This is a genomic window from Streptococcus sp. TATVAM-FAB8, from assembly GCF_046592795.1.
Classification (GTDB): Bacteria; Bacillota; Bacilli; order Lactobacillales; family Streptococcaceae; genus Streptococcus; species Streptococcus ruminicola.
On the sequence record NZ_JAWVPQ010000002.1, the window covers coordinates 147,397 to 169,936 of the forward strand.

The window sequence follows — 22,540 nt, forward strand, 5'->3', positions numbered from 1 at the left end:
GCTATATTAGGAGGACTTTTATGTCTTATTTTGAAAAATTTTTAAAAACCAATCAGGCATATGCTGACTTGCATGGCACGGCGCATTTGCCACAAAAACCTAAGACACATGTTGCGATTGTGACCTGTATGGATTCACGCCTGCACGTTGCGCATGCGCTTGGTTTGGCACTTGGGGATGCTCATATTTTGCGAAATGCAGGTGGGCGTGTGACAGATGATACCATTCGTTCGTTGGTCATTTCAGAGCAGCAACTTGGGACACGCGAAATTGTTGTTTTGCACCATACAGATTGTGGGATGCAAGGTCTTAGTAATGATGCTTTTGCAGAGCAGTTGGCGCGTGATTTAGGTGTGTCAGTTCATGGAAAAGATTTTCTGCCATTTTCTGATGTTGAAGAAAGTGTCCGTGAGGATGTTAGAAAGCTGCGCGAGTCGCCGTTGATTCCTGATGATATCGTCATTTCAGGAGCTGTTTATGATGTTGATACAGGTCGCATCAGTGAAGTAACACTCTAGGTGTTTGATTTTGAAAAAGGAGAAAAAATGAGATATATCAAATTTGGCGAGCGCCAAAAGGAAGTTTCAGAAGTTGTTTTGGGATTAATGCGCATTTCAGAAATGACGGTTGATCAAGTTGAAGACTTGATTGAGTCTGCTCTGGCGGTTGGAATTAATGCCTTTGATATTGCTGATTGTTATGGTCATGGAAAATGTGAACAGATCTTAGGAGAGGTGTTGAAACGTCGTCCTGACTTGCGTGAGAAGATGTGGATTCAATCAAAATGTGGTATCTGCATGGAAGAATTTACTTATTTTGATTTTTCAAAAGAGCATATTTTAGAGGCTGTGGATGGCATTTTAGAGCGTCTTAATGTTGATTACATTGATTCTTTGTTACTTCATCGTCCAGATGCGCTTATGGAGCCTGCAGAAATTGCGGAAGCTTTTGATTTGTTGAAGGCACAGGGAAAAGTTATCGATTTTGGTGTCTCAAATCAAAATCCGATGATGATGGCATTGATTCAAAAAGATGTTAACCAACCTTTGGTGGCTAATCAATTGCAACTGAGTGCAGCCTTTACTCCTAGTTTTGACGCTGGTTTTCATGTCAATATGAAACAAGAGGCTGGGATTGTTCGCGACAGCAGTATTTTTGAATATTGTCGCTTGCATGATGTGGTGATTCAAGCTTGGTCAGTACTTCAGTTTGATTATTTTGGCGGTGTTTTCTTGGGCTCTGAGAAATACCCTGAGTTAAATCACGTTTTAAACCGTTTGGCTGAAAAATATCATGTCAGCCCGTCAGCGGTTGCTATTGCTTGGGTGTTGCGATATCCAGCAAAAATGCAAGCTGTGATTGGAACAACCAAAAAAGCTCGTGTTGCTGAAGCAGCTAAGGCGGCAGAAATCCAGTTGACGCGAAAAGAATGGTATGAAATCTACTTGGCTGCGGGCAATGATTTGCCATAAAAATGCTTTTAGTGTTTTGAGTAAATTGGGAGAAGTTTATGCGAAAATTTGAAATCAGCCAAAAATTCTGGTCGCTAGCTGGCAAGTTTGACATCTTTGATGAGGATGGTCGTTTGGCTTATCAGGTTCAGGGTTCTTTTCTGAAATTATTTAAGGAATTTACTATTTTTGATGGGCGAGGAAAGACTGTCAGTCATATTAAGCAGCAGTTTAGTTTTCCTTTCCAGCGTTTTACGGTGACTTTTGCAGATGGTAAGGAAATCACGATTCAAAGACGATTTTCGTTATTAAAAGCTAAATATGATATCTCTGATTTTGGACTAGAGGTGTCAGGTGATATCTGGAATATGAATTTTAGCTTGCTTAATCAAGGACGTGAAGTTGCTACAATTCGCCAACAATGGTTTAAATTCCCTTCGACTTACCAAGTAGATATATATGATGAGCATCTTTCAGACTTAGTTATATCTCTTGTGATTGCTATTGATTATGTGAAGGAAAAAGAATCGAGTGCAGGCAGCGCAGCATCAAGTTAAAACCCGATTGATCAAAATCTCAAATATAAGAAGGAATTCAGCTGTTTTTCAGCTGAATTTTTTGTTCCAATACTAAAGATTGTGCTATAATAGAAACGATTGAAATTTAACAGGAGACGAAAATGCCTAAGAAAATTCGCGTGCGTTATGCACCAAGTCCAACAGGACTTTTACACATCGGAAATGCGCGTACAGCGCTCTTTAATTATCTTTACGCTCGTCACCACGGTGGTGATTTTGTAATCCGTATCGAAGATACTGACCGTAAACGTCATGTCGAAGACGGTGAACGTTCACAATTGGAAAACCTTAAATGGTTGGGAATGGATTGGGACGAAAGCCCACAAACTCACGAAAAATATCGCCAATCAGAACGTTTGGACATCTACCAAAAATACATCGACCAATTGTTGGCTGAAGGTAAAGCTTATAAATCATACGTTACTGAAGAAGAACTAGCTGCAGAACGTGAACGCCAAGAAGCTGCTGGTGAAACACCTCGTTACATCAACGAATTCCTTGGTATGTCTGAAGAAGAAAAAGCTGCTTATATCGCAGAACGTGAAGCAAAAGGAATCATCCCTACTGTACGTTTGGCCGTTAACGAATCAGGTATCTACAAATGGCATGATATCGTTAAAGGCGACATCGAATTTGAAGGTGGAAACGTCGGTGGTGACTGGGTTATCCAGAAAAAAGATGGTTACCCAACATACAACTTTGCCGTTGTTATCGATGACCACTTGATGGAAATCTCTCACGTTATCCGTGGAGATGACCACATCGCAAACACACCAAAACAATTGATGGTTTACGAAGCACTTGGTTGGGAAGCACCAGAATTCGGTCACATGACATTGATTATCAACTCTGAAACTGGTAAAAAATTGTCAAAACGTGACACTAACACACTTCAATTCATCGAAGACTACCGTAAAAAAGGTTACATGCCAGAAGCAGTATTCAACTTTATCGCTCTTCTTGGTTGGAACCCTGGTGGTGAAGATGAAATCTTCTCACGTGAAGAATTGATCAAACTCTTTGATGAACACCGTTTGAGTAAATCTCCAGCTGCATTTGACCAAAAGAAAATGGACTGGATGAGCAACGAATACATCAAGAATGCAGATTTCGATACAGTCTTTGCAATGGCTAAACCATTCTTGGAAGAAGCTGGTCGTTTGACTGACAAAGCTGAAAAATTGGTTGAACTTTACAAACCACAAATGAAATCTGTTGATGAAATCATTCCATTGACTGACTTGTTCTTTGAAGATTTCCCAGAATTGACAGATGCTGAAAAAGAATTCATGGCTGGTGAAACAGTTCCGACAGTTCTTGAAGTCTTCAAAGCAAAACTTGAAGCTATGAGTGACGAAGATTTCAAATCAGAAAACATCTTCCCACAAATCAAAGCTGTTCAAAAAGAAACTGGTATCAAAGGTAAAAACCTCTTCATGCCAATTCGTATCGCCGTTTCAGGTGAAATGCACGGTCCAGAACTTCCAGATACTATCTATCTTCTTGGTCGTGAAAAATCAATTGAACACATTGAAAACATGCTTAAAAACTTGAAATAATATCAATAAAAGTCTGAGATGAATGTCTCAGGCTTTTTGTTTATAAATTATGAATTTTGAGAAATATTTTAATTTGTTGTGAAAAACGTTTTCTTTGATAATGCCTATTCTAAACGCCCCTAGTTCTTGCTATAATAGGCTTTAAAATTGTTTATTTATAAGTTAAGAGGAGTTACATGAAAAAAGACTATTCTATCTTTTTTGTCCCAGGGATTATTCTTGTGGGCGCTGTTATGCGTATCCCATTTACGACAATTCCGACTGTCCTTAGCTATGTTGCGGATGGTTTAGGAGTTTCAGTCAATTCTTTGGGTGTTTTGACAAGTATTCCGTTGATTATGTTTGCCTTTTGTTCATCTTTGGCACCACGTTTAGCGGATAAATTTGGACTTGAAAAATTATTCACCATGGTTCTGATTGCCATGTTTATCGGTTCAAGCATGCGCGTGCTTAACCTTCCAAGTCTTTACATCGGTACAATGATTATCGGAATCAGCATTGCCATGATGAACGTTTTGTTCCCAAGTATCATTTTGGCAAACCAACCGTTCCGTATCGGATTGTTGACAACGATTTATACAACAGCTATGGGGCTTTCTTCATCAGTTGCCGCATCAGTTGCTGTTCCAATCGTTAAAGCAACATCTTGGAAAGGTCTGATTCTGATTCTTAGTTTCTTGATTTTGGTAGCTTTGGCAGTTTGGTTCCCAAATACTTTCCACAATCACATGACAGAGCAAGATGAAGAAAAACGTTCATCATCACTTTGGAAAAATAAAGCCGCTATCGCGCTTCTTGTCTTTGGTGGTTTGCAATCTCTTCTTTTCTACACAGGAATGACATGGTTGCCAACAATGGCTAGCCAAGCTGGTCTTTCAAGCGAAGCAGCAGGTATCTTAGCTTCAATTTATTCATTGATTAGCTTGCCATTTTCATTGACAATCCCAACTTTGACAACAAATCTTTCAAGTAAAAACCGTAAAATCATGCTTGCGATTGTGTCAGCTTGTGCTATTGTAGGTACAGGAATGCTTCTCTTCCAAACAAGCAGCTTTGCTTATTGGTTGACAGTTAATATTTTAATCGGTATTGCTGTTAGTGCTTTGTTCCCATACTTGCTTGTGACATTCTCAATGAAATCACACACACCAAGTCAAACAGCACAATTGTCTGGTATGGTGCAATCAGGTGGTTACTTCCTAGCAGCCTTTGGACCAACACTTTTCGGATTTAGTTTTAATCTCTTTGGTTCATGGACAGTAGCAGCACTTTGCTTGTTCATCTGTACAATTGTGATGACAGCAGCTTTGTTCTATACAGAACGCTTTGAAAAAATTCAATAATTTAGCTAATATAATCTCCCTAGCATTTGCTGGGGAGTTTTTTTGTATAAAAAAGTGTGATTTTTTGTATATATGCAGTATTTTTGTTATAAAATCATAAAAAAGTAGCTTTTTTTGAAAAAATATTCAAAAAATTGTTGACAGGGGTGAAAGGTATGTGTATAATTATACACATAAAGTTGATAAAAACACAAAATAAGAAAAGAGAGTAGTCCTATGTCAAAAGAAAAAGTTATCCTTGCGTACTCTGGTGGTCTTGATACTTCAGTTGCCATTACTTGGCTCATGAAAGATTATGATGTCGTTGCCGTTTGTATGGACGTCGGCGAAGGTAAAGACCTTGATTTTATTCATGATAAAGCTCTTAAAGTTGGTGCAGTTGAATCTTACGTCCTTGACGTTAAAGATGAATTCGCTGAAGAATATGTTCTTCCAGCTCTTCAAGCTCATGCTTACTACGAACAAAAATACCCATTGGTATCAGCGCTTAGCCGTCCGGTCATTTCTAAGAAATTGGTAGAAATTGCTCATAAAACAGGTGCGACAACAATCGCTCACGGTTGTACTGGTAAAGGGAATGACCAAGTTCGTTTTGAAGTGGCAATTGCTGCGCTTGACCCAGAATTGAAAGTTATCGCTCCAGTTCGTGAATGGAAATGGTCTCGTGAAGAAGAAATTGAATACGCTAAAGCAAACGGTGTGCCAGTTCCAGCTGACCTAGACAACCCATATTCAGTTGACCAAAACCTTTGGGGTCGTGCAAATGAATGTGGTGTTCTTGAAAATCCATGGAACCAAGCTCCAGAAGATGCTTTTGGTATCACAAATTCTCCAGAAGAAGCTCCTGATACACCAGAATTCATCGACATCGAATTCAAGGAAGGTAAACCAGTTGCTCTTAACGGCAAAGAAATGAAATTGGCTGACCTTATCCAAGAAGTCAATGCTATCGCAGGTAAACACGGTGTTGGACGTATCGACCACGTTGAAAACCGTTTGGTTGGTATCAAATCACGTGAAATTTACGAATGCCCAGGTGCTATCACACTTTTGACAGCTCACAAAGAAATCGAAGACATCACATTGGTACGTGAAGTATCTCACTTCAAACCAATTCTTGAAAATGAATTGTCAAACCTTATTTACAATGCTTTGTGGTTCAGTCCAGCAACAAAAGCAATTATTGCTTACATTAAAGAAACACAAAAAGTGGTTAATGGTACTGCAAAAGTTAAATTGTACAAAGGTTCAGCAAAAGTTGTTGCTCGTAAATCACCAAACTCACTTTACGATGAAAACTTGGCAACATACACATCAGCTGATAGCTTCGACCAAGATGCAGCTGTAGGCTTCATCAAACTTTGGGGACTACCAACTCAAGTTAACTCACAAGTTAACAACAAATAAATCATCTGCTTAAGCAGTCGATTATGAAAAAGAAAAGAAAAACATGGGCGTGAATAAGTCACAGCCAAATAAACAATAAAAGTATAAAAAGAAAAGAAAATTTCAGATAAAAGGGGACAGGGAGCCCCATCTGAGACTCTTTTCTTATAACTTACCAAACCCTCGTTAATGTCAACAGAGAGTGGCATCGAGCTTAAATAATGATATCCTGTGAGAATCATTTAAGACATTCGCCCCGTGAGGCATCACATCATAAGTCCTTGGTAGCTCCTAGGACTTATTTGTTAATTGAAATAAGAAAAGAGAAAGGCTTTGAACGCCAGCTTTGGTGGTTCATTGTATCAGTGTTATGACAACAGAAAATCATAAATTATGGGGCGGGCGTTTTGAAGCTGGTCTTGAAAAATGGGTTGAAGAATTTGGAGCATCCATTTCTTTTGACCAAAAAATGGCAGAGTTTGACTTGAAAGGCTCAATTGCACATGTGACCATGCTTGGTGAAACAGGTATTATCACAAAAGATGAAGCTAACCAAATCAAAGCAGGTCTTGAAGAATTGCTGGCTGAGTACAAAGCTGGAAAAATCGAATTTGACGTGTCAAACGAAGACATTCATATGAATATGGAAAGTCTTTTGACCGCTAAAATCGGTCCTGTTGCTGGGAAATTGCACACAGCGCGTTCACGTAATGACCAAGTCGCAACTGACATGCACTTGTATTTGAAAGCGAAGCTTGACGAAGTTATCGCTAAACTTGCGAACTTGCGTAAAACTTTAGTTGATTTGGCTGATGAGCATGTTTATACCATCATGCCAGGTTACACGCATTTGCAACACGCACAGCCAATTTCATTTGGACATCACTTGATGGCTTACTATAACATGTTTTCGCGTGATAGTGAACGTTTTGAATTTAACATCAAGCATGCGGATATGTCACCGCTTGGCGCAGCTGCTCTCGCTGGAACAACTTTCCCAATCGATCGTGAGATGACAGCAGAACTCATGGGCTTTGCTAAACCATACAGCAACTCACTTGATGCGGTGTCTGACCGTGATTTTATTCTAGAATTTTTGTCAAACAGTTCTATTTTGATGATGCACATGAGCCGTATCTGTGAAGAAATCATCAGCTGGTGTTCAAATGAGTTTAAGTTTGTGACGCTTTCTGATACGTTCTCAACAGGCTCATCTATCATGCCACAGAAGAAAAATCCAGATATGGCTGAGTTGATTCGTGGAAAATCTGGTCGTGTTTACGGTAACTTATTTGGCCTTTTGACAGTCATGAAATCTTTACCTTTGGCTTACAATAAAGATTTACAAGAAGATAAAGAAGGAATGTTTGACACTGTTGAAACCATCACGGTAGCTATCGATATTTTGGCTGGCATGCTTAAAACAATGACCGTCAACAAAGAGCACATGGCTGAATCCACTGAAAAAGACTTCTCAAATGCAACTGAATTGGCTGACTATCTTGCTAGCAAGGGGCTTCCTTTCCGTCAAGCTCACGAAATTGTAGGTAAATTAGTCCTCGAATGCACGAAAGCTGGCTATTATTTGCAAGATGTGCCATTTGAACGTTACCAAGAAATTTCTGATTTGATTGAGGAAGATATCTATGAAACTCTCAAATCTCATATGGCGGTTGAACGTCGTCACTCTCTTGGTGGAACAGGATTTGACCAAGTGAAATGGCAAATTGCTTTAGCCAATGAAGCCTTGCAAAACTTAGATTAATAGACACTTAGGCTTTTCAAGATTTTTAAGCGTATTTTCCAATAAAAATATTTTAAAGATAATGAGCCCAAACTCCTTAGAGGTTAGGGCTTTTTTGAATTTTATGGTATAATAAAAATAATTTAGAATGGAGTCGTACGTTGAAGAAAACCTATCGTGTCAAAAGTGACAAAGATTTTCAGGCGATTTTTAGCAAAGGTACAAGTGTTGCTAACCGAAAATTTGTCCTTTATCATTTAGAAAAAAATCAGAGCCACTATCGAGTAGGGCTTTCTGTGAGCAAAAAACTTGGTAACGCGGTCACTCGCAATAGCATTAAGCGAAAAATTCGTCACGTTATCATGGAATTATCACCAAATTTGCTTAATCAGGACTTTGTCATCATTGCGCGTAAAGGTGTCGAGGAACTTGATTACCATGAAGTGAAGAAAAATTTATTGCATGTGTTAAAACTTGCTAATTTATATCAGGAAGGTCTCAATAGTGAAAAGAAAGATTAAATTATTAGGATTAAGTAGTCTTACTTTAATGCTTTTGGCTGCTTGTGGGCGCAGCGAAGTAACCGCTTCATCAACTAACGGTTGGGAGCAAATTGTTTACTTCTTTGCCAAAGCTATTCAATGGCTTTCAATTAATGGTCGTATTGGTGTGGGGATTGTTCTCTTTACTATCATCATTCGTGCCATTATGATGCCACTTTACAACATGCAAATCAAATCAGGTCAAAAGATGCAAGATTTGCAGCCAGAGCTTAAAAAATTACAAGAAAAATATCCTGGCCGTGATACAGACAGCCGCATGAAATTGACTGAAGAAAGCCAAGCACTTTATAAAGAATATGGTGTTAACCCATATGCGACAATGCTTCCATTGGTTGTGCAATTGCCAATTTTGATGGCTTTGTACCAAGCATTGACTCGTGTTGCTTTCTTGAAAACAGGTACTTTCTTGTGGATTGAATTGTCACAACCAGATCCATATTATATCTTGCCTGTTTTAGCAGCTCTATTTACATTCCTTTCAACTTGGTTGACTAATAAAGCTGCGCGTGAGAAAAACTTCGCGATGACGCTTATGACCTACGTGATGCCAATCATTATCTTCTTCTTTGGTTTCCGTTTGGCGTCAGGGGTTGTGCTTTACTGGACAGTATCAAATGCCTTCCAAGTGTTCCAAATCCTTTTGTTAAATAATCCATTTAAGATTATTGCAGAACGTGAAGCTAAGGAACGTGCTGAAAAAGAACATGCGGCTAAGATTCGTCGTGCTAAAAAGAAAGCGCAAAAGAGAAGAAAGTAAGAGGATAAAGCTATGGTAATATTCACAGGTCGAACTGTTGAAGATGCTATTGAAAAGGGCTTGAAAGAGTTAAATCTTTCACGTCTTAAAGCCCACATTAAAGTTGTTTCTCGTGAGAAAAAAGGTTTCTTTGGTTTTGGTAAGAAACCAGCTCAAGTAGATATTGAAGGAATTAACGAAGTCACTGCTCACCGTGCTAACCAAAAAGCAGTTAAAGGTGTACCAGAAGAAGTTAATCAAAAAAATGAGCCCGTGTCATCAAAATTTGAAGATACTATGGAGCTTCGTAAAGTAGCCAGCATCATTAAAAAAATGGAAGAACGTGGCGAAGTCATCGATGATTCTGTCAAAGAAGATATCGTCATGCACAAGAAAAAAACACAAACCATTCTTGAAGAAGCTGGACATACAGAAGTTTTAGAAGCACTTGGAAAAACAGACGATGCTAACGAAGTAGTTGCAGAGCCAAAAGAAGTTTCAGACACACCAAAACCTGTTAACACAGACCAAAGTTTTGAAGAATTTGTGGCCAGCGAATTTCCTGCGCAACGTGAATTGAGTAAAGATATCGAAAAAGCGACAGAAGAAGTGGCTGATTATGTTAAAAAAATCATCTACGAAATGGATATTGAGGCAACTGTGGAAACAAGCCACAATCGCCGTCAAATCAATTTGCAAATCGAAACACCAGAAGCTGGTCGTGTGATTGGGTATCACGGAAAAGTGTTGAAATCACTTCAATTGCTTTCACAAAACTTCTTACATGACCGTTATTCAAAGAATTTCTCTGTGATTTTGAATGTTCATGATTACGTAGAGCACCGCACAGAGACATTGATTGAATTTACCCGCAAAGCCGCAAGCCGTGTGCTTGAAACTGGTAAAGATTATGTCATGGACCCAATGAGTAATAGTGAACGCAAAATTGTTCATAAAACTATCACAAGCATTGAAGGTGTTGATAGTTATTCTGAAGGTAACGACCCAAATCGTTACGTGGTCGTAACACCTGTTCAATAAGACTTAAAAGCCCATTCGGGCTTTTTTTAATACCATTTACCGCTTATTTTTAACCGCTTACCAAAAAAGGCTTTATTTCAAACCTTTTTTTGATAAAATAATGTCAAAAGGGAGGGTTAATTATGCTAATTAGAACAAAAGATTTAATCAAAACCTTCGGAGATAAAACGGTGATTGACCACTTGAATTTGGAAGTGGAAGAAGGGAAATTGCTAGCTTATATTGGGACAAATGGTGCTGGGAAATCAACAACTATGAAGATGTTAACGGGGCTCTTAAAAGCAACGTCAGGTGAGATTGAATTGGCAGCAGATTTGAAGATTGGAATGGTTTTTCAAGAGAGTGTGCTTGATGAGGAATTGACGGTTTTAGATAATCTGAAAAGTCGCCAAGCGCTTTACCGTAAACAGGATAAAGCTTGGTTAGAAAAACTTATTCAGCTGACAGGTTTGGATGCTTTTTTGAACCAAACGTATGGCACGTTATCAGGTGGTCAACGTCGTCGTGTTGATATCGTTCGTGCCCTTTTGAATAAGCCTAACTTACTTTTCTTAGATGAGCCAACGACAGGACTTGATATCCAGACACGTCGCGCGATTTGGGAGATTTTACGTCGCTTACAGCGTGAAGAAAACTTGACTATCTTTTTGACCACTCATTACCTTGAAGAGGCTGAGAATGCGGATATGGCTTATATTATTGACCATGGGAAGGTTTTAGCCAAAGGCTCTGCTAAGGAACTGAAAGAAAGGTATTCAAAACCATATCTACTGCTTGAAACCGATAATCTTGCTGCCTTTTCGGATATTGATTACAAGCTTTTAGAGAATGGCCAGATAAAAATTTTTGTGGATGACTCAGCGAAAGCTTTAGCTATTTTGGCTGATAAGCGTGATAAGATTTGCGATTTTGAGTATGTAAAAGCAAATATTAATGATGTCTTTTTGAGCATTACGGGAAGGGAGATGGCTTAAATGTGGGCGATGACCAAACGCAATTTAAAACTCTATTTTTCAAATAAAGCGAGCGTCTTTTTCTCATTACTTGGAGCTTTGATTGCATTTATTCTTTATGTTGTTTTCTTGCAAAAAAACATGCAGGATTCTTTTACTGGGACACCAAACTTGGAAGAATTGCTCGATAATTGGGTTCTAGGTGGAACGTTAGCTGTTACGAGTATTACAACAACGTGGACTGGTATTTCTCGCTTGGTTCAAGATAAGGTCAGTCATAAGTTAGAAGATTTTTTACTGACTGATATTTCGCGACTAAAACTTTATCTTGGTTATCTCATTTCATCTAGTGTGATCGGCTTTACCATGCAGCTGGTCATGTTAGTTACCATGAAGCTTTATTTTTACTGGCAAGATGGCATTGATTTTGGTTTTACTCATTTGCCTCAGCTGCTTTTAATCATGCTTTTGAGTTCAATCATGGGAGCTGGTTTTGCCCTTCTTGTCTTGCAATTTGTCAAAACACTAACAACAAATGAAGCTTTATCAACTATTGTTGGAACAGTTTCAGGTTTTCTTGTGGGAGTTTACATGCCAATTGGGGCGTTGCCTGATTTTGCACAAAAAGTGGTCAAATTAACGCCAGCGGCCTATGTATCAGCAGCTTATCGTCAGCTTTTGATTGCAAAAGATGCTGTTAACACAGATGCAAAAGAAATTTTAGGTATTGGTTTGAAATTAAAAAACTTAACAACCTTGAATCAAGAAATGCTTTTAGTGAGTCTTGTCATCTGTGGCATCATCGTTCTTTTGGCACTTAGCTTGTACCTTGAGCGATTTTCATTGACTAAGAATAAATAAGAGGAGTTAAAGGGTGCACTACCAGTTTGAAGAGGATAGCAGTTTACCAAAAGAGGCTATTGAAGTTTTGGTACGAAGTGGGAAATACGACCAAGCTGTCCAAGATGTTTTAGATTATTTAGCGAAATTTGAGCAGGGCAGGGTGGAGATTTTGCCAGTAAAAACGGCTGTTCGTACAGAGTTATTACGCGTGTCAGATTTGATTCTTGTGGATGTTGATGGGACTTCTTTGATTTTGGAGACGACCAATGGAAGACTTATCACTACGGATCGCTTGTACAAGTTTCGTGAGCGTCTAGCTAATCCAGACTTTGTACAGATCTCAAAGCATGCTCTGATTAATATTAATCATTTAAAATCCTTAGAGAATAGCTTCTCAGGAAATATGTTGGCCATGCTTACAAATGACGTGACGACAAATGTTAGCAGACGTTATTTGTCAGATTTGGAAAAAGCTTTGGGATTGTGAGGTGGACGTGATGAAATATATTAAAGGTGCGGTTATCTATATTTTAATTGGAATAGGCTTTGGTGGTCTTTGCTATCTCTATTTCTTGTGGCAAAGTGGTGCTGAAACCCAGACAGTTCAACAAATTGCTAATGTTATTTTCACAAGTGGGTTGATAGGTTTGGTTAGTATGATTTTTGCGGTTGAAACTATTCCAATGATATGGAAAATTATAATTCATTTTTGTTTAGTTTACAGTATTAATAGCTGGTTAAATTTATTGAATGGTATTACGACAACTTTCATTTGGTCATGGGATTTTTTGGTAGAATTTACCTTGATTTACCTAGTGATTTGGCTTGTGCTTTATATTAATTTTAATCATCGTGTAAAAAATATTAACCAGAAACTACAAGAAAAAACTAAAAAATAAATTTTAACTTATTATTGCCAGGATTCAGGACTTTTTCTTCTATCAGACGCTCAAAAGAAAGTCTTTGAAATTAAACAAAAAGTAGAGCTTGACAGTTAGACGGACTTATTATAAAATAGTATGGTATGTTTAGTAACTGATCAAATATAGCCGGCTAAACGAATACGAAAATCTATTAGGAGGTATTCATCGTGAAACGTACTTATCAACCAAGTAAAATCCGTCGTCAACGTAAACACGGATTCCGTCACCGTATGTCAACTAAAAACGGACGTCGCGTGCTTGCTGCTCGTCGTCGTAAAGGACGTAAAGTTTTATCTGCTTAATGATAGACTATCCGCCAGTGCTCGAGTCTGGCGGTCTTTTTTTTATTTATCAGAAAATGAAAGCGAATTCTTTTACTTATCTAACTGAAAATGATAGACTTTAGGTAATTTAAAGATAGGAGGACACTAATATGTCTGACGAAAAAATTAAAGCAAAACTTGACCAAGTTAAAGGTGGTATTAAGCAAGTTGTTGGTAAGGTAACTGAAAATAAAAAACTAGAAGCAGAAGGCATGGTCGAAAAGACAATTGCTAAGGGTAAAGAAGTTGTTGATGATATCAAAGAAGGTACTGAAGGTGCTGTTGATAGCATCAAGAAAGCATTAGATAAGAAAAAATAGTCTTTAAACCACAGTTTCACGTTGAAATTGTGGTTTTTTATAAAATTTTTTTAAGATTTTATGAAAAAACGGCAAAAAATGTAGTATAATATATATGAAAGCGGTTTTATAAAAATACATGGGATAAAATAAAGGGAGGTTTTTGTCGATGAAGGAAATTAGCATTTATGTCAGAATTATTGATTTGATTTTGCTGGTTCTAGCATTTTTAGATAGTGGTGTGAAAAGTGTCTTGATTTTAGCTGCAGTTATTTTCTTTTTATCAGCATTAATGCAAGTCATTATGTCTTATAAACGAGTAAAATTGAGTCACCACGTTTAAATGATGAGTTGTCTTTCTTTATTTTTAGGAAGTCTTCTTAGAGCTATTTTTTAGCAAAATGGTTCTGAGAAGACTTTTTTAATTTTCTGCCTTCAGGTCATAAATTTGATATTTTTTGTGGGAATATAATATATTATCTAAAATGAAAGCGCTATACTTATGACATAACGGTGTAAGGAGGGTTTTAAAGAGAAACATTTATCGTGTGACTAGCATTCTTTTCGGAATTATGAAAAAGAAAAATTGCCCCATTTTTGAAGTAACAGTTACTGAAAAGAAAAAGTGAATTTAACTACGATTGATTAGGCGTTTTCAATCTGTAGTAGAGGAGATTAGTTCCTTTTTCTGACAGAACTCCTTTTTAAAATGATTAAAATTGAGGTATTATTATGTGGAAAAAAGTTAGTTGTTTAATTGTTCTCTTATTGGCTTTCTTTGGTTTTCAACAAGGTGTTGATGCGCAAAGCAAATACCACTATAGTCAAGAACTAAATTACTATAATGGTAACACCATGGAACTTCGTAATGGTTCTAATGGAAGTATGTTTAATTGTAATTTTGTCCCTGGAAATGTCGGCTTTAATAACGGCTTGATGAGTCTTAAAATTGACAGTGATGGTCGTGGTGGCTACACTGGGGGCGAATGGCGTAGTAAAGATCGTTTTGGATATGGTCTTTACCAAGTTAACATGAAACCTATTAAAAACCCTGGTGTTGTTTCATCTTTCTTCACTTATACTGGTCCAAGTGAAGGCAACCCATGGGATGAAATTGACATTGAATTCCTAGGAAAAGATACAACAAAAGTTCAATTCAACTACTTTACTAACGGTAGAGGTGAACATGATGAACATGTGCATCTTCATAATTTAGGCTTTGATGCTTCTCAAGGCTTCCATACTTATGGTTTTGATTGGCAAGCTGATCACATTACTTGGTATGTTGATGGAAGAGCTGTTTATACTGCTTACAATGATATTCCTAGCACACCTGGTAAGATTATGATGAATGCTTGGCCAGGAAAAGGCGTAGATGCATGGTTGGCTCCATACAATGGTCGAACTCCTTTGTATGCATACTATGACTGGATTAGCTACGACCAATTTTAATAAAGCTAGACAGTAACCAAATAACAATTTGTTTTTACTTAACTGATTATAACTACACTCCCCAAATAAATCGGTTAAAATCTCTCTCAACAAAATAACTCTTTAAAATTCTTTCTTTTTAAACGTTAACGATAAAAGGAGCTGAGCTTGTCTCAGTTCCTTTTTTGTGATGAGTGAAATCAATTGATTGGTGTCTTGATAAGTTTGATAAGCTTGTGTATAACAGCTATAAAAGGCGATTTGAAGCAGTAATTGCCTTGGCTGAATAAAATAATGCAATCATTCTTAACAGCTCTTATAGAAACTGATTTTGTCTTAGAAAAGGGACGTTTTTTAAAATGAAGCCATAAAAAAACTGGGAGCAAGTCCCAGTTTTCTTTATAGAGTAAGAGTGATTTGGTTAGTGTCTTGTAAGAGGTCTTCAGGAAGATAGGCTTGGTCAAGTTCTTGACCGTTTAGGACAAGTTTTGTAAAGCCTGTTTCCTTGTGGTTTGGATTTTCCACAGTAATGTGAAGTTCTTTGCCACGGAAAATCTTAGTCATGCTGAAGTTATCCCATTCTTTTGGAATGGCTGGTGAGAGTTTTAATCCACCTAAGTCAGGTCGAAGTCCCAAGATACCTTCCACACAACCAACCATGACAGTTGATGCTGTACCTGTGAGCCAGTGAACGTGTGAACGTCCGAAGTGTGGACTAGCAGGACCTTCTGTAAATTGACCATAGCAGTAAGGTTCTAGTTGGCGAATTTCTGCACGGTCATTTTGACCAGCTGGGGCATTTTCCATAAAGTAAGTAAAAGCACGTTGACCTTGTCCGCGTAGGGCCTCAGCTAGGATTAACCAGCCTTGTGATTGTGAGAAGATACCTGCATTTTCTTTGGTCCCTTGGTTGTAGATAACGGCAAGGGCTCCATCGAATGCATGAGCGTGATATGGTGGGTTCATGAGGATGGCACCATAATCAGTGTTAAGTTGCTCGTAGACATTGTTCATGGCAAGTTCAGCTTGTTCTTTATCAGCAAAGCCACTGATAACAGCCCAACTTTGAGGGTTTAGCCACATGTTAGCTTCTGGGTCATCAGCTGCACCGATACGTTCGCCAGCTTCGGTAAAGCCGCGAATGAAGCGGTCATTGTCCCAGCAGAGGTCTTGAATTTTTTGTCCCATTTTCTCTTGTTCAGAGTCGAGAAAAGTAAGGTAGTCAGTATCTTCTTTGGCTTTGGCAAATTCTCTCAAAACGCTAAGAGCATAATAGAATTGCAAGGCAACGAATGATGATTCACCATTTGCTCCTAGGCGGAGGCAGTCATTCCAGTCAGCGTAAAGGCCAGCAGGCATGCCGTGTGGTCCGAGGTGGTCAAGTGAGAATAGCACAGCACCTTTTAAGTGTTCGTAAACACTAGCCTCACCTTTATTGGCAAATGGAATCACTTCATCAAGGAAAGCAAGGTTACCTGTTTCAGAGATGTATTTGTAAACTGTTGGGAAGAGCCAGAGAGCATCGTCAGCACGGTAAGCTGGGTGTCCAGTTTCTTGAACGTAAGAAGCATCATCAGGTGTGTCTTCATGTCCTGGGTTATGAGTGAATTTTACAAGTGGAAGTCCGCCACCATTGTCAACTTGGGCTGATAACATGAAACGAATTTTTTCGGCAGCCATTTCAGGTTTCAAGTGAATGATACCTTGAATATCTTGAACGGTGTCACGGTAACCATAACCGTTACGAAGACCACAGTAAATAAATGATGCTGCGCGTGACCAGATAAAGGTCATGTAACAGTTATAAGCATTCCAAGTGTTAAGCATAGTGTTGAATTCAGGGCTAGGTGTGTTGACTTGTAGGTTAGTCAAGCGGTCTTCCCATTCTTTGCGAAGTTCTTGGATTTCCTCTTCGACGGTTTCTGCAGGGTATTTGTAATGTTCTAGAATTTCGGCAGCTTCTTGTGATGATTTTTCACCAAGGAGAAAGACAAGGGTTTTGCTTTCTTGAGGTTCAAGAGTGACTTTACTTGAAAGGGCACCACAAGCATTTTCATTGTAGCTTGTTTGGTTGCCGAGGTCTCCTGATGTGACACCAGCAGGTTTGTCGTAGCCATTATATTGACCTAAAAAGCCTTTTTTATCTCCACAGAATGAGCTAACGCTAGCACCGCCAAGACCGAAGAAACGTTCAGTAACGTTCTTTTCGTCAACTTGTTCGCTGTCATCAAGGGTATCAAGATTTCCGTGGATTTGTTGGATGATGCGGTTATCTTGGAAAAGTGTGCGTGTGATAAAAAGTGAATATTGTAGGTTAACTTGGTCTTGTTCGTAGTTGCTGTGGTTGGTAAATTCAGCGTAACCAGTTAGTGTTAAATGTCGAGTTTGTTCAGAACGGTTAGTAACGGTAATTGCCCAAACTTCATAGCTTTTATCTTTTGGCACATAGTAGCTGGCTTTTGAATGAATGCCAGAGTAATCAGCAATCATTTTAGTGTAGCCCATGCCGTGGTGGCATTCGCTGTGGTAGTCTTTTAGGTCTTTACCAACAGGTTGCCATGAGGCAGACCAGAAGTCTTTGGTATCATCGTCTCGGAGGTAGATGTAGCGACCTGGTTGGTCAAAGTTATTGAAGACGTAGCGTAAAATGCGTCCATTGGCACCTGATTTAGCAAAGCTGTAACCGCCAGCGTTATTTGAGATAATAGCACCATATTTTGGTGACCCAAGGTAGTTAACCCAAGGTTTGGGTGTGTTTGGGTGGTCGATGACATATTCGCGATTAGCGTCATCAAAATAACCGTATTTCATGAGAAAATCCTTTCTTTTTCTTAATCTAGTGTAATGACAATTTCATGAACCTCGTCGTTTAGGTTAGCAAGGTCAGCTTTTGTGATAAAGGCAAAAGCATCATCCGTGATATCGATTTCTTGGTTATCACAAGTGGCTTTTTTGATAATGTATTTTCCGAAATCTTTTTGATTTGGATTATCGTAGTGGATTTGGAAGGTTTTATCAGCAAATTGAGTTGTGATACTTGCACGTCCATTTTCGTCAAATTGTTCTGCAAGAAGTTTTGGATAAAGGACAAGGTCGCCAGCTTTACCGTGAACACCAAAGGCTTCAGTAACCATTGTTAACATGTACCAGCTTGCTGCGCCAGTTAGGTAGTGATAAACTCCTCGGCCATCTGCACGGAAGTATTCAGGAATTCCTGGATAGATGCGACTAGTTTCAAAGTTTAGAGCTGTGTCAGACAGTGTCTTGAGAGCTTTCCAACCTTCTTTGGCAAAGCCACGACGGTAAAGTGCATTAGCATACATAACAGTCATGTGAGAGAAGACGGCACCGTTTTCTTTTTCACCGTAAGCAAAACCAAACATACGTCCAAGGTCTGTTTTGATTTCTTTGAAATCTGTATTGAGGCGGTAGCCACCGATTTCTGGGCGGTAGAGGTAGTGGTCAGCGCTGGCAGTGATTTTACGGATTTGTTCATCTGTAGCGACATAGTTCATGATAGGGAAGACTTGTCCAGTCAACATCATGTGCATACGGTCATTGTAGAAGCCGTCCGTTGGTTTGCTGCTGTTGTCGTAGTAGCTATTGTAGCAACCTTCTTGATCGTTGAAGTCAAGCCATTCTTGTTGTTGAAGGTGTTGACGCAACCAAGCTGCTTTTTGAATGAGGTTAAGAGCAAGTTCAGAAAGGGAAATTCTGATTTTACGTCCTTTCACGTTGTGAAGGCATTGGTTAGTGTAAGCATCAAGGATTTGGTGCTTGCGTTCGATATTATCGTAGATATCAGAATCCTTTTTAAGCAAGAGTCCGATTTCTTCAAGAATTTCGACAGATTCTGTATTTGTTTCGCTTTCTAGGAGGCGAACAAGGCTTGCTAGTTCCATCAAGTTACCAGAGTAAGCAGCGGTAAAGGCAACACTTTCACCATTTTCATCCGCCATATCAAGGGCATCATTCCAGTCAGCTCCGCGGAGACGGTAAATATTGTGTTCACCAACTTCATAGAATCCTGTCAAATGTTGGATTAACAAGTGTTCTAGGATGCTACCTGTGTAGACAGCGTCGTCAGCAGTACGTTGTTCATTGCCGTAGGCATCGTTCCAGTCTTGGTCGATTTCAGTACCACGTTTGACGTGTGGGTCTTTAAAGTAAGAAACTTCTTTAGTTAAGATATCGATATCGCCAGTTTGGTCGATATAAAGTTTTGTTGTCATTAAAGGCCAAAGCGCGTGGTCCATCCAAACACGAGTGATACCGTTACGGTCAGCAAGGAAGTTACCATCACCTTCACCGATGATTGTAGCATTGGTACCATCAAGACGAACCCCTTTATAGTTGTTGACAATCATATCACCAACTGTTTTTGGTTCCATTAAAAGTAGTGACAAGCAGTCTTGCCAAAGATCACGCCAACCGCGTCCGCCACGTCCATAGTCATGGTGTGGAAGGAATGAACAACCAAAGAGACGACGTAGGAATGGTTGGAAGCATACCCATTTCATATAACCATCGAAGTCGCTGTCGCCAGTTTTGAAATCAACCCCAACTTTTTCTTGCCAGTAATCTTTTGTTTCTTGCAATGTTTTTTCGACAGTCGCAAGGTTTTTATATTTTTGAGCGACTGCTTGGATGTGTTCTTGATTTTCGTTGATTCCCATTAATAGGATGAAAGTTTTGCTTTGACCAGCAGCTAAGGTGAATGGTTTAAATTTGAAGGCACCCATGGCTTCGCGCCCATCGATGCGGCTGTCGCTTGCTACGCCACTTGTTTCTTTATAAACGGCAGCTGGATGAGTAAATGTTCCTCCTTCACCGATAAACATTTCTACGGTTGGATAGAATGTTTCAGGTGTTTTTTCCTTGTCATCAAAGCCAAGCACGTAATAAATTTGGTGGTTGAGTTGGTGACCACGTTCATCAAATGACATGGTTGGACAAACTAAGACGCCTTCATCGGTAGTTTTGATACGGTGAAGCATAGACGTTACATTTCGGTGGTCACGGATATTATCAGCGCTACGCCCGAAAATCGGAACGGCGCCGTATGCTGTTAAAGTTTGGTCAGCATCAGATAAATTTTCAAGTGTTACGAGCATGACTTCAACATTTTCATCTCGTGGAACAAATGACGTAATTGTAGATTTTAAAGGTAGGTCAGCTGATTGACGTTTAATGGTATGCCACATAAAACCAGCTTCTACAGTATTTTCTTCTTCTTGATCTGAGAAACGTAGCGCTTCTTGACTAGCAGAAGCACCTGTTGCAGAATAAATATTTCCTTTGTCGTCGCGAACCCAGAAATTTCGAGTTGAACGATTGTTGTGGAGGTTATCCACACTGACAGGTTCTAATAGGAAAGTTTCTTGATTGATTTTTGAATCGCCACCCAAGTTAGGAGTGACTGCACTTTTTAGTCCAACTTCTGATGCAAGTGGAAAGTACAAAGAACTGATATTTTCTGCTTGGGAAAGTTTGAAATCCCCCTTGTTATTAGTAAAAGTTAATGGCTTCATAGTTATCTCCTTTATCTTCTGCCCCATATTTTAGTCGAAATTAGCCTTAGAGAAAATAAAAAAGAAGAGAAAAATATCATAATTATGATATTAACTCAAGAAGTGTCAAATTTTTTACATATAGCACTTTATTAGGAAACTATGGTGTATAAAGTTAGAAAACTGGCTATAAAGCCTAATTTTATAGGAAAAGCAACGTTTTATATGAAAAGGTTTACCTATTAAAAAGATTAGAAAAGCATGATTTTTTATAAAAATTTTTTCAAACAAGGTCATAAAAATGATATTTTTTAAAATATTATAATATAACACTTCTCGGAATCGCGTTATAATGCAGTTACAAAAAACATGAGGGGAAACCTCAAAAAGGAGAAGGATTATGAACAAAAAAGTAAGCGCTTTTATAGCGATTGCTCTTGCAGCAGGGACAATGGTTGGTTGCTCTTCTAAATCAAGCACATCAGCTTCAGGTGCAGAAGGCAAAGTTATCAACATCTACTCTTGGAATGATGAATTCCGTCAACGTGTAGAAGCTGTTTATCCAGAAGTTAAATCAACTTCTAAAGATGGAACAGTTACTAAACTAAAAGACGGTAGTGAAATCCACTGGATTATCAATCCAAACCAAGATGGTGTTTACCAACAAAAATTGGATGAAGCGCTTGAAAAACAAGACTCAGCTTCTGCTGATGACAAAGTCGATATTTTCCTATCAGAAACTGACTACGTTTCAAAATACACTTCTAAAAAAGCAAACGTTGCGATGCCTTTGAAAGATTTGGGAATCAATCCTAAGAAAGATTTGGCTGACCAATATGATTTCACTAAAGAAACAGCTTCTGATGAAGATGGTGTTCAACGCGGTTCAACTTGGCAAACATGTCCAGGTGTTCTAATCTATCGTCGTGATATTGCAAAAGATGTCTTTGGTACTGATGACCCAACAGCAGTTGGTGAAAAAGTTAAAGACTGGGATACTATGAAAGCAACATCACAAGAACTTCTTAATAAAGGTTACTACACATTTGCATCATATGCTGATACATTCCGTTTGTACGGTAACAGTATTTCTAAACCTTGGGTTGAAAAAGGTTCAACAACTGTACGTGTAGACCCTCAAATCATGAACTGGGTTAAAGATTCTAAAGAATGGCTTGACGCTGGTTACTTCAATAAAACAGTTAAAGGTCAATGGACAGATGACTGGAACAAAGCTATGGGTTCACAATCTAAAGTCTTTGCATTCTTGTTCCCAGCTTGGGGTATTGACTTTACTTTGAAATCTAACTGGGATGGTGCTGATGGAGAATGGGCAGTTACTAATCCACCACAAGAATACAACTGGGGTGGTTCATACATCCACGGTGCCGAAGGTACTGATAACCCTAAACATGTTAAAGAAATCATCAAAGCTTTGACAGCTGATAAAGATAACCTCTTGAAGATTTCTAAAGATTACCAAGACTTCACAAATACTAAATCTGGTATGGAAGCAGCAGCTAAAGATGATAGCTTCAAATCAGACTTCCTTGGTGGTGAAAATGCTTATTCATACTACGCACCAGTTGCAGAAAACATTAAGATTGCACCATTGTCATCATATGACCAAGGTTGTGTTGAATTGATTCAAAATGCCTTTAATGATTACCTACAAGGTAAAGTAAGCTACAACAAAGCTAAATCAAACTTTGAAACAGCCATTAAAGAACGTTATCCAGAAATTACAGATGTTAAATGGCCAGACTAAAAGTAGCTTAATCGTCCTAGACTTAAGTACTATTTAAAAAATTGAGGCATTTAATTGGGATTTTAGAATTTTGGTAGACCTTGCGGGGG

The 22,540-nt window shown here is 38.7% G+C and carries 21 protein-coding genes; 19 read left to right on the forward strand and 2 right to left on the reverse strand.

The genetic code is table 11. The features are described from left to right. Positions 1-20 precede the first annotated feature (20 nt). The 18 genes from SFC32_RS02440 (at position 21) to bglS (ending at position 15,194) form a co-directional block, all read left to right on the forward strand. Positions 21-518 carry a beta-class carbonic anhydrase gene (locus SFC32_RS02440; protein ID WP_074564548.1) on the forward strand — a complete coding sequence of 166 codons (498 nt, stop codon included), beginning with the start codon at positions 21-23 and terminating at the stop codon, positions 516-518. A gap of 27 nt (positions 519-545) precedes the next feature. Next, the gene (locus SFC32_RS02445; RefSeq protein WP_411049873.1) at positions 546-1,472 is read left to right on the forward strand and encodes an aldo/keto reductase family oxidoreductase; all 927 of its coding nucleotides are present in this window, start codon (positions 546-548) and stop codon (positions 1,470-1,472) included. 38 nt (positions 1,473-1,510) lie between these two features. Continuing rightward, complete coding sequence (locus tag SFC32_RS02450) at positions 1,511-2,008, forward strand: LURP-one-related/scramblase family protein (RefSeq protein ID WP_411049874.1); 498 nt, start codon at positions 1,511-1,513, stop codon at positions 2,006-2,008. Between the two features lie 122 nt (positions 2,009-2,130). Further along, positions 2,131-3,588, forward strand: a complete 1,458-nt coding sequence (gene gltX, locus SFC32_RS02455) for a glutamate--tRNA ligase (protein ID WP_411049875.1) — start codon at positions 2,131-2,133, stop codon at positions 3,586-3,588. Between the two features lie 176 nt (positions 3,589-3,764). Further along, positions 3,765-4,931, forward strand: coding sequence for a CynX/NimT family MFS transporter (locus tag SFC32_RS02460; RefSeq protein ID WP_074564540.1), 1,167 nt, complete (start codon positions 3,765-3,767; stop codon positions 4,929-4,931). 216 nt (positions 4,932-5,147) lie between these two features. After that, entirely contained in the window at positions 5,148-6,338 is a 1,191-nt protein-coding gene (locus tag SFC32_RS02465) for an argininosuccinate synthase (protein WP_074560967.1), read from the forward strand. Between the two features lie 349 nt (positions 6,339-6,687). Beyond that, positions 6,688-8,082, forward strand: coding sequence for an argininosuccinate lyase (gene argH, locus SFC32_RS02470; protein WP_411049876.1), 1,395 nt, complete (start codon positions 6,688-6,690; stop codon positions 8,080-8,082). Between the two features lie 140 nt (positions 8,083-8,222). Next, on the forward strand, positions 8,223-8,582 hold the full coding sequence (rnpA, locus tag SFC32_RS02475; protein ID WP_006531772.1) for a ribonuclease P protein component: 360 nt from the start codon (positions 8,223-8,225) through the stop codon (positions 8,580-8,582). Next, a complete protein-coding gene (locus SFC32_RS02480) occupies positions 8,566-9,381 on the forward strand; it encodes a YidC/Oxa1 family membrane protein insertase (RefSeq protein ID WP_039696185.1) in 816 nt (271 codons plus the stop codon). Before rnpA ends, SFC32_RS02480 begins: the two co-directional genes overlap by 17 nt. A gap of 12 nt (positions 9,382-9,393) precedes the next feature. Continuing rightward, entirely contained in the window at positions 9,394-10,401 is a 1,008-nt protein-coding gene (gene jag / locus SFC32_RS02485) for an RNA-binding cell elongation regulator Jag/EloR (RefSeq protein ID WP_074560965.1), read from the forward strand. A 122-nt stretch (positions 10,402-10,523) separates the two neighbouring features. Then, positions 10,524-11,375: an ATP-binding cassette domain-containing protein gene (locus tag SFC32_RS02490; protein ID WP_411049877.1), complete on the forward strand. Its 852-nt coding sequence runs from the start codon at positions 10,524-10,526 to the stop codon at positions 11,373-11,375. Continuing rightward, positions 11,376-12,215 carry an ABC transporter permease gene (locus tag SFC32_RS02495; RefSeq protein WP_411049878.1) on the forward strand — a complete coding sequence of 280 codons (840 nt, stop codon included), beginning with the start codon at positions 11,376-11,378 and terminating at the stop codon, positions 12,213-12,215. A 13-nt stretch (positions 12,216-12,228) separates the two neighbouring features. After that, positions 12,229-12,684, forward strand: coding sequence for a LytTR family DNA-binding domain-containing protein (locus tag SFC32_RS02500; RefSeq protein ID WP_039671268.1), 456 nt, complete (start codon positions 12,229-12,231; stop codon positions 12,682-12,684). 10 nt (positions 12,685-12,694) lie between these two features. Next, entirely contained in the window at positions 12,695-13,096 is a 402-nt protein-coding gene (locus SFC32_RS02505; protein ID WP_006531778.1) for a DUF3021 domain-containing protein, read from the forward strand. Positions 13,097-13,287: 191 nt separating this feature from the next. Beyond that, positions 13,288-13,422: a 50S ribosomal protein L34 gene (rpmH, locus tag SFC32_RS02510; protein ID WP_002885866.1), complete on the forward strand. Its 135-nt coding sequence runs from the start codon at positions 13,288-13,290 to the stop codon at positions 13,420-13,422. A gap of 131 nt (positions 13,423-13,553) precedes the next feature. Continuing rightward, positions 13,554-13,763, forward strand: coding sequence for a CsbD family protein (locus SFC32_RS02515; RefSeq protein WP_074869436.1), 210 nt, complete (start codon positions 13,554-13,556; stop codon positions 13,761-13,763). A gap of 148 nt (positions 13,764-13,911) precedes the next feature. Then, positions 13,912-14,085 (forward strand): hypothetical protein, encoded by a 174-nt coding sequence (locus SFC32_RS02520; protein ID WP_015695712.1) that lies wholly within the window; start codon positions 13,912-13,914, stop codon positions 14,083-14,085. A gap of 389 nt (positions 14,086-14,474) precedes the next feature. Then, a complete protein-coding gene (gene bglS, locus SFC32_RS02525; protein WP_411049879.1) occupies positions 14,475-15,194 on the forward strand; it encodes a beta-glucanase in 720 nt (239 codons plus the stop codon). Positions 15,195-15,572: 378 nt separating this feature from the next. On the opposite strand, the gene SFC32_RS02530 is transcribed toward bglS, so the two are convergent. Together SFC32_RS02530 and SFC32_RS02535 are read right to left on the reverse strand one after the other, a co-directional pair. After that, on the reverse strand, positions 15,573-17,984 hold the full coding sequence (locus SFC32_RS02530) for a GH36-type glycosyl hydrolase domain-containing protein (RefSeq protein WP_411049880.1): 2,412 nt from the start codon (positions 17,982-17,984) through the stop codon (positions 15,573-15,575). Positions 17,985-18,004: 20 nt separating this feature from the next. Continuing rightward, positions 18,005-20,704, reverse strand: coding sequence for a GH36-type glycosyl hydrolase domain-containing protein (locus SFC32_RS02535; protein WP_205400085.1), 2,700 nt, complete (start codon positions 20,702-20,704; stop codon positions 18,005-18,007). 379 nt (positions 20,705-21,083) lie between these two features. On the opposite strand from SFC32_RS02535, the gene SFC32_RS02540 reads away from it, so the two are divergent. Further along, the gene (locus tag SFC32_RS02540; protein ID WP_074482397.1) at positions 21,084-22,451 is read left to right on the forward strand and encodes an ABC transporter substrate-binding protein; all 1,368 of its coding nucleotides are present in this window, start codon (positions 21,084-21,086) and stop codon (positions 22,449-22,451) included. Positions 22,452-22,540: the final 89 nt, after the last annotated feature.

Coding starts and splice junctions, on each gene's coding strand:
- SFC32_RS02440 (WP_074564548.1), top strand. CDS start 21: ATGTCTTATTTTGAAAAATTTTTAAAAACCAATCAGGCATATGCTGAC.
- SFC32_RS02445 (WP_411049873.1), top strand. CDS start 546: ATGAGATATATCAAATTTGGCGAGCGCCAAAAGGAAGTTTCAGAAGTT.
- SFC32_RS02450 (WP_411049874.1), top strand. CDS start 1,511: ATGCGAAAATTTGAAATCAGCCAAAAATTCTGGTCGCTAGCTGGCAAG.
- gltX (WP_411049875.1), top strand. CDS start 2,131: ATGCCTAAGAAAATTCGCGTGCGTTATGCACCAAGTCCAACAGGACTT.
- SFC32_RS02460 (WP_074564540.1), top strand. CDS start 3,765: ATGAAAAAAGACTATTCTATCTTTTTTGTCCCAGGGATTATTCTTGTG.
- SFC32_RS02465 (WP_074560967.1), top strand. CDS start 5,148: ATGTCAAAAGAAAAAGTTATCCTTGCGTACTCTGGTGGTCTTGATACT.
- argH (WP_411049876.1), top strand. CDS start 6,688: ATGACAACAGAAAATCATAAATTATGGGGCGGGCGTTTTGAAGCTGGT.
- jag (WP_074560965.1), top strand. CDS start 9,394: ATGGTAATATTCACAGGTCGAACTGTTGAAGATGCTATTGAAAAGGGC.
- SFC32_RS02490 (WP_411049877.1), top strand. CDS start 10,524: ATGCTAATTAGAACAAAAGATTTAATCAAAACCTTCGGAGATAAAACG.
- SFC32_RS02495 (WP_411049878.1), top strand. CDS start 11,376: ATGTGGGCGATGACCAAACGCAATTTAAAACTCTATTTTTCAAATAAA.
- SFC32_RS02505 (WP_006531778.1), top strand. CDS start 12,695: ATGAAATATATTAAAGGTGCGGTTATCTATATTTTAATTGGAATAGGC.
- SFC32_RS02515 (WP_074869436.1), top strand. CDS start 13,554: ATGTCTGACGAAAAAATTAAAGCAAAACTTGACCAAGTTAAAGGTGGT.
- SFC32_RS02520 (WP_015695712.1), top strand. CDS start 13,912: ATGAAGGAAATTAGCATTTATGTCAGAATTATTGATTTGATTTTGCTG.
- bglS (WP_411049879.1), top strand. CDS start 14,475: ATGTGGAAAAAAGTTAGTTGTTTAATTGTTCTCTTATTGGCTTTCTTT.
- SFC32_RS02530 (WP_411049880.1), bottom strand. CDS start 17,984: ATGAAATACGGTTATTTTGATGACGCTAATCGCGAATATGTCATCGAC.
- SFC32_RS02535 (WP_205400085.1), bottom strand. CDS start 20,704: ATGAAGCCATTAACTTTTACTAATAACAAGGGGGATTTCAAACTTTCC.
- SFC32_RS02540 (WP_074482397.1), top strand. CDS start 21,084: ATGAACAAAAAAGTAAGCGCTTTTATAGCGATTGCTCTTGCAGCAGGG.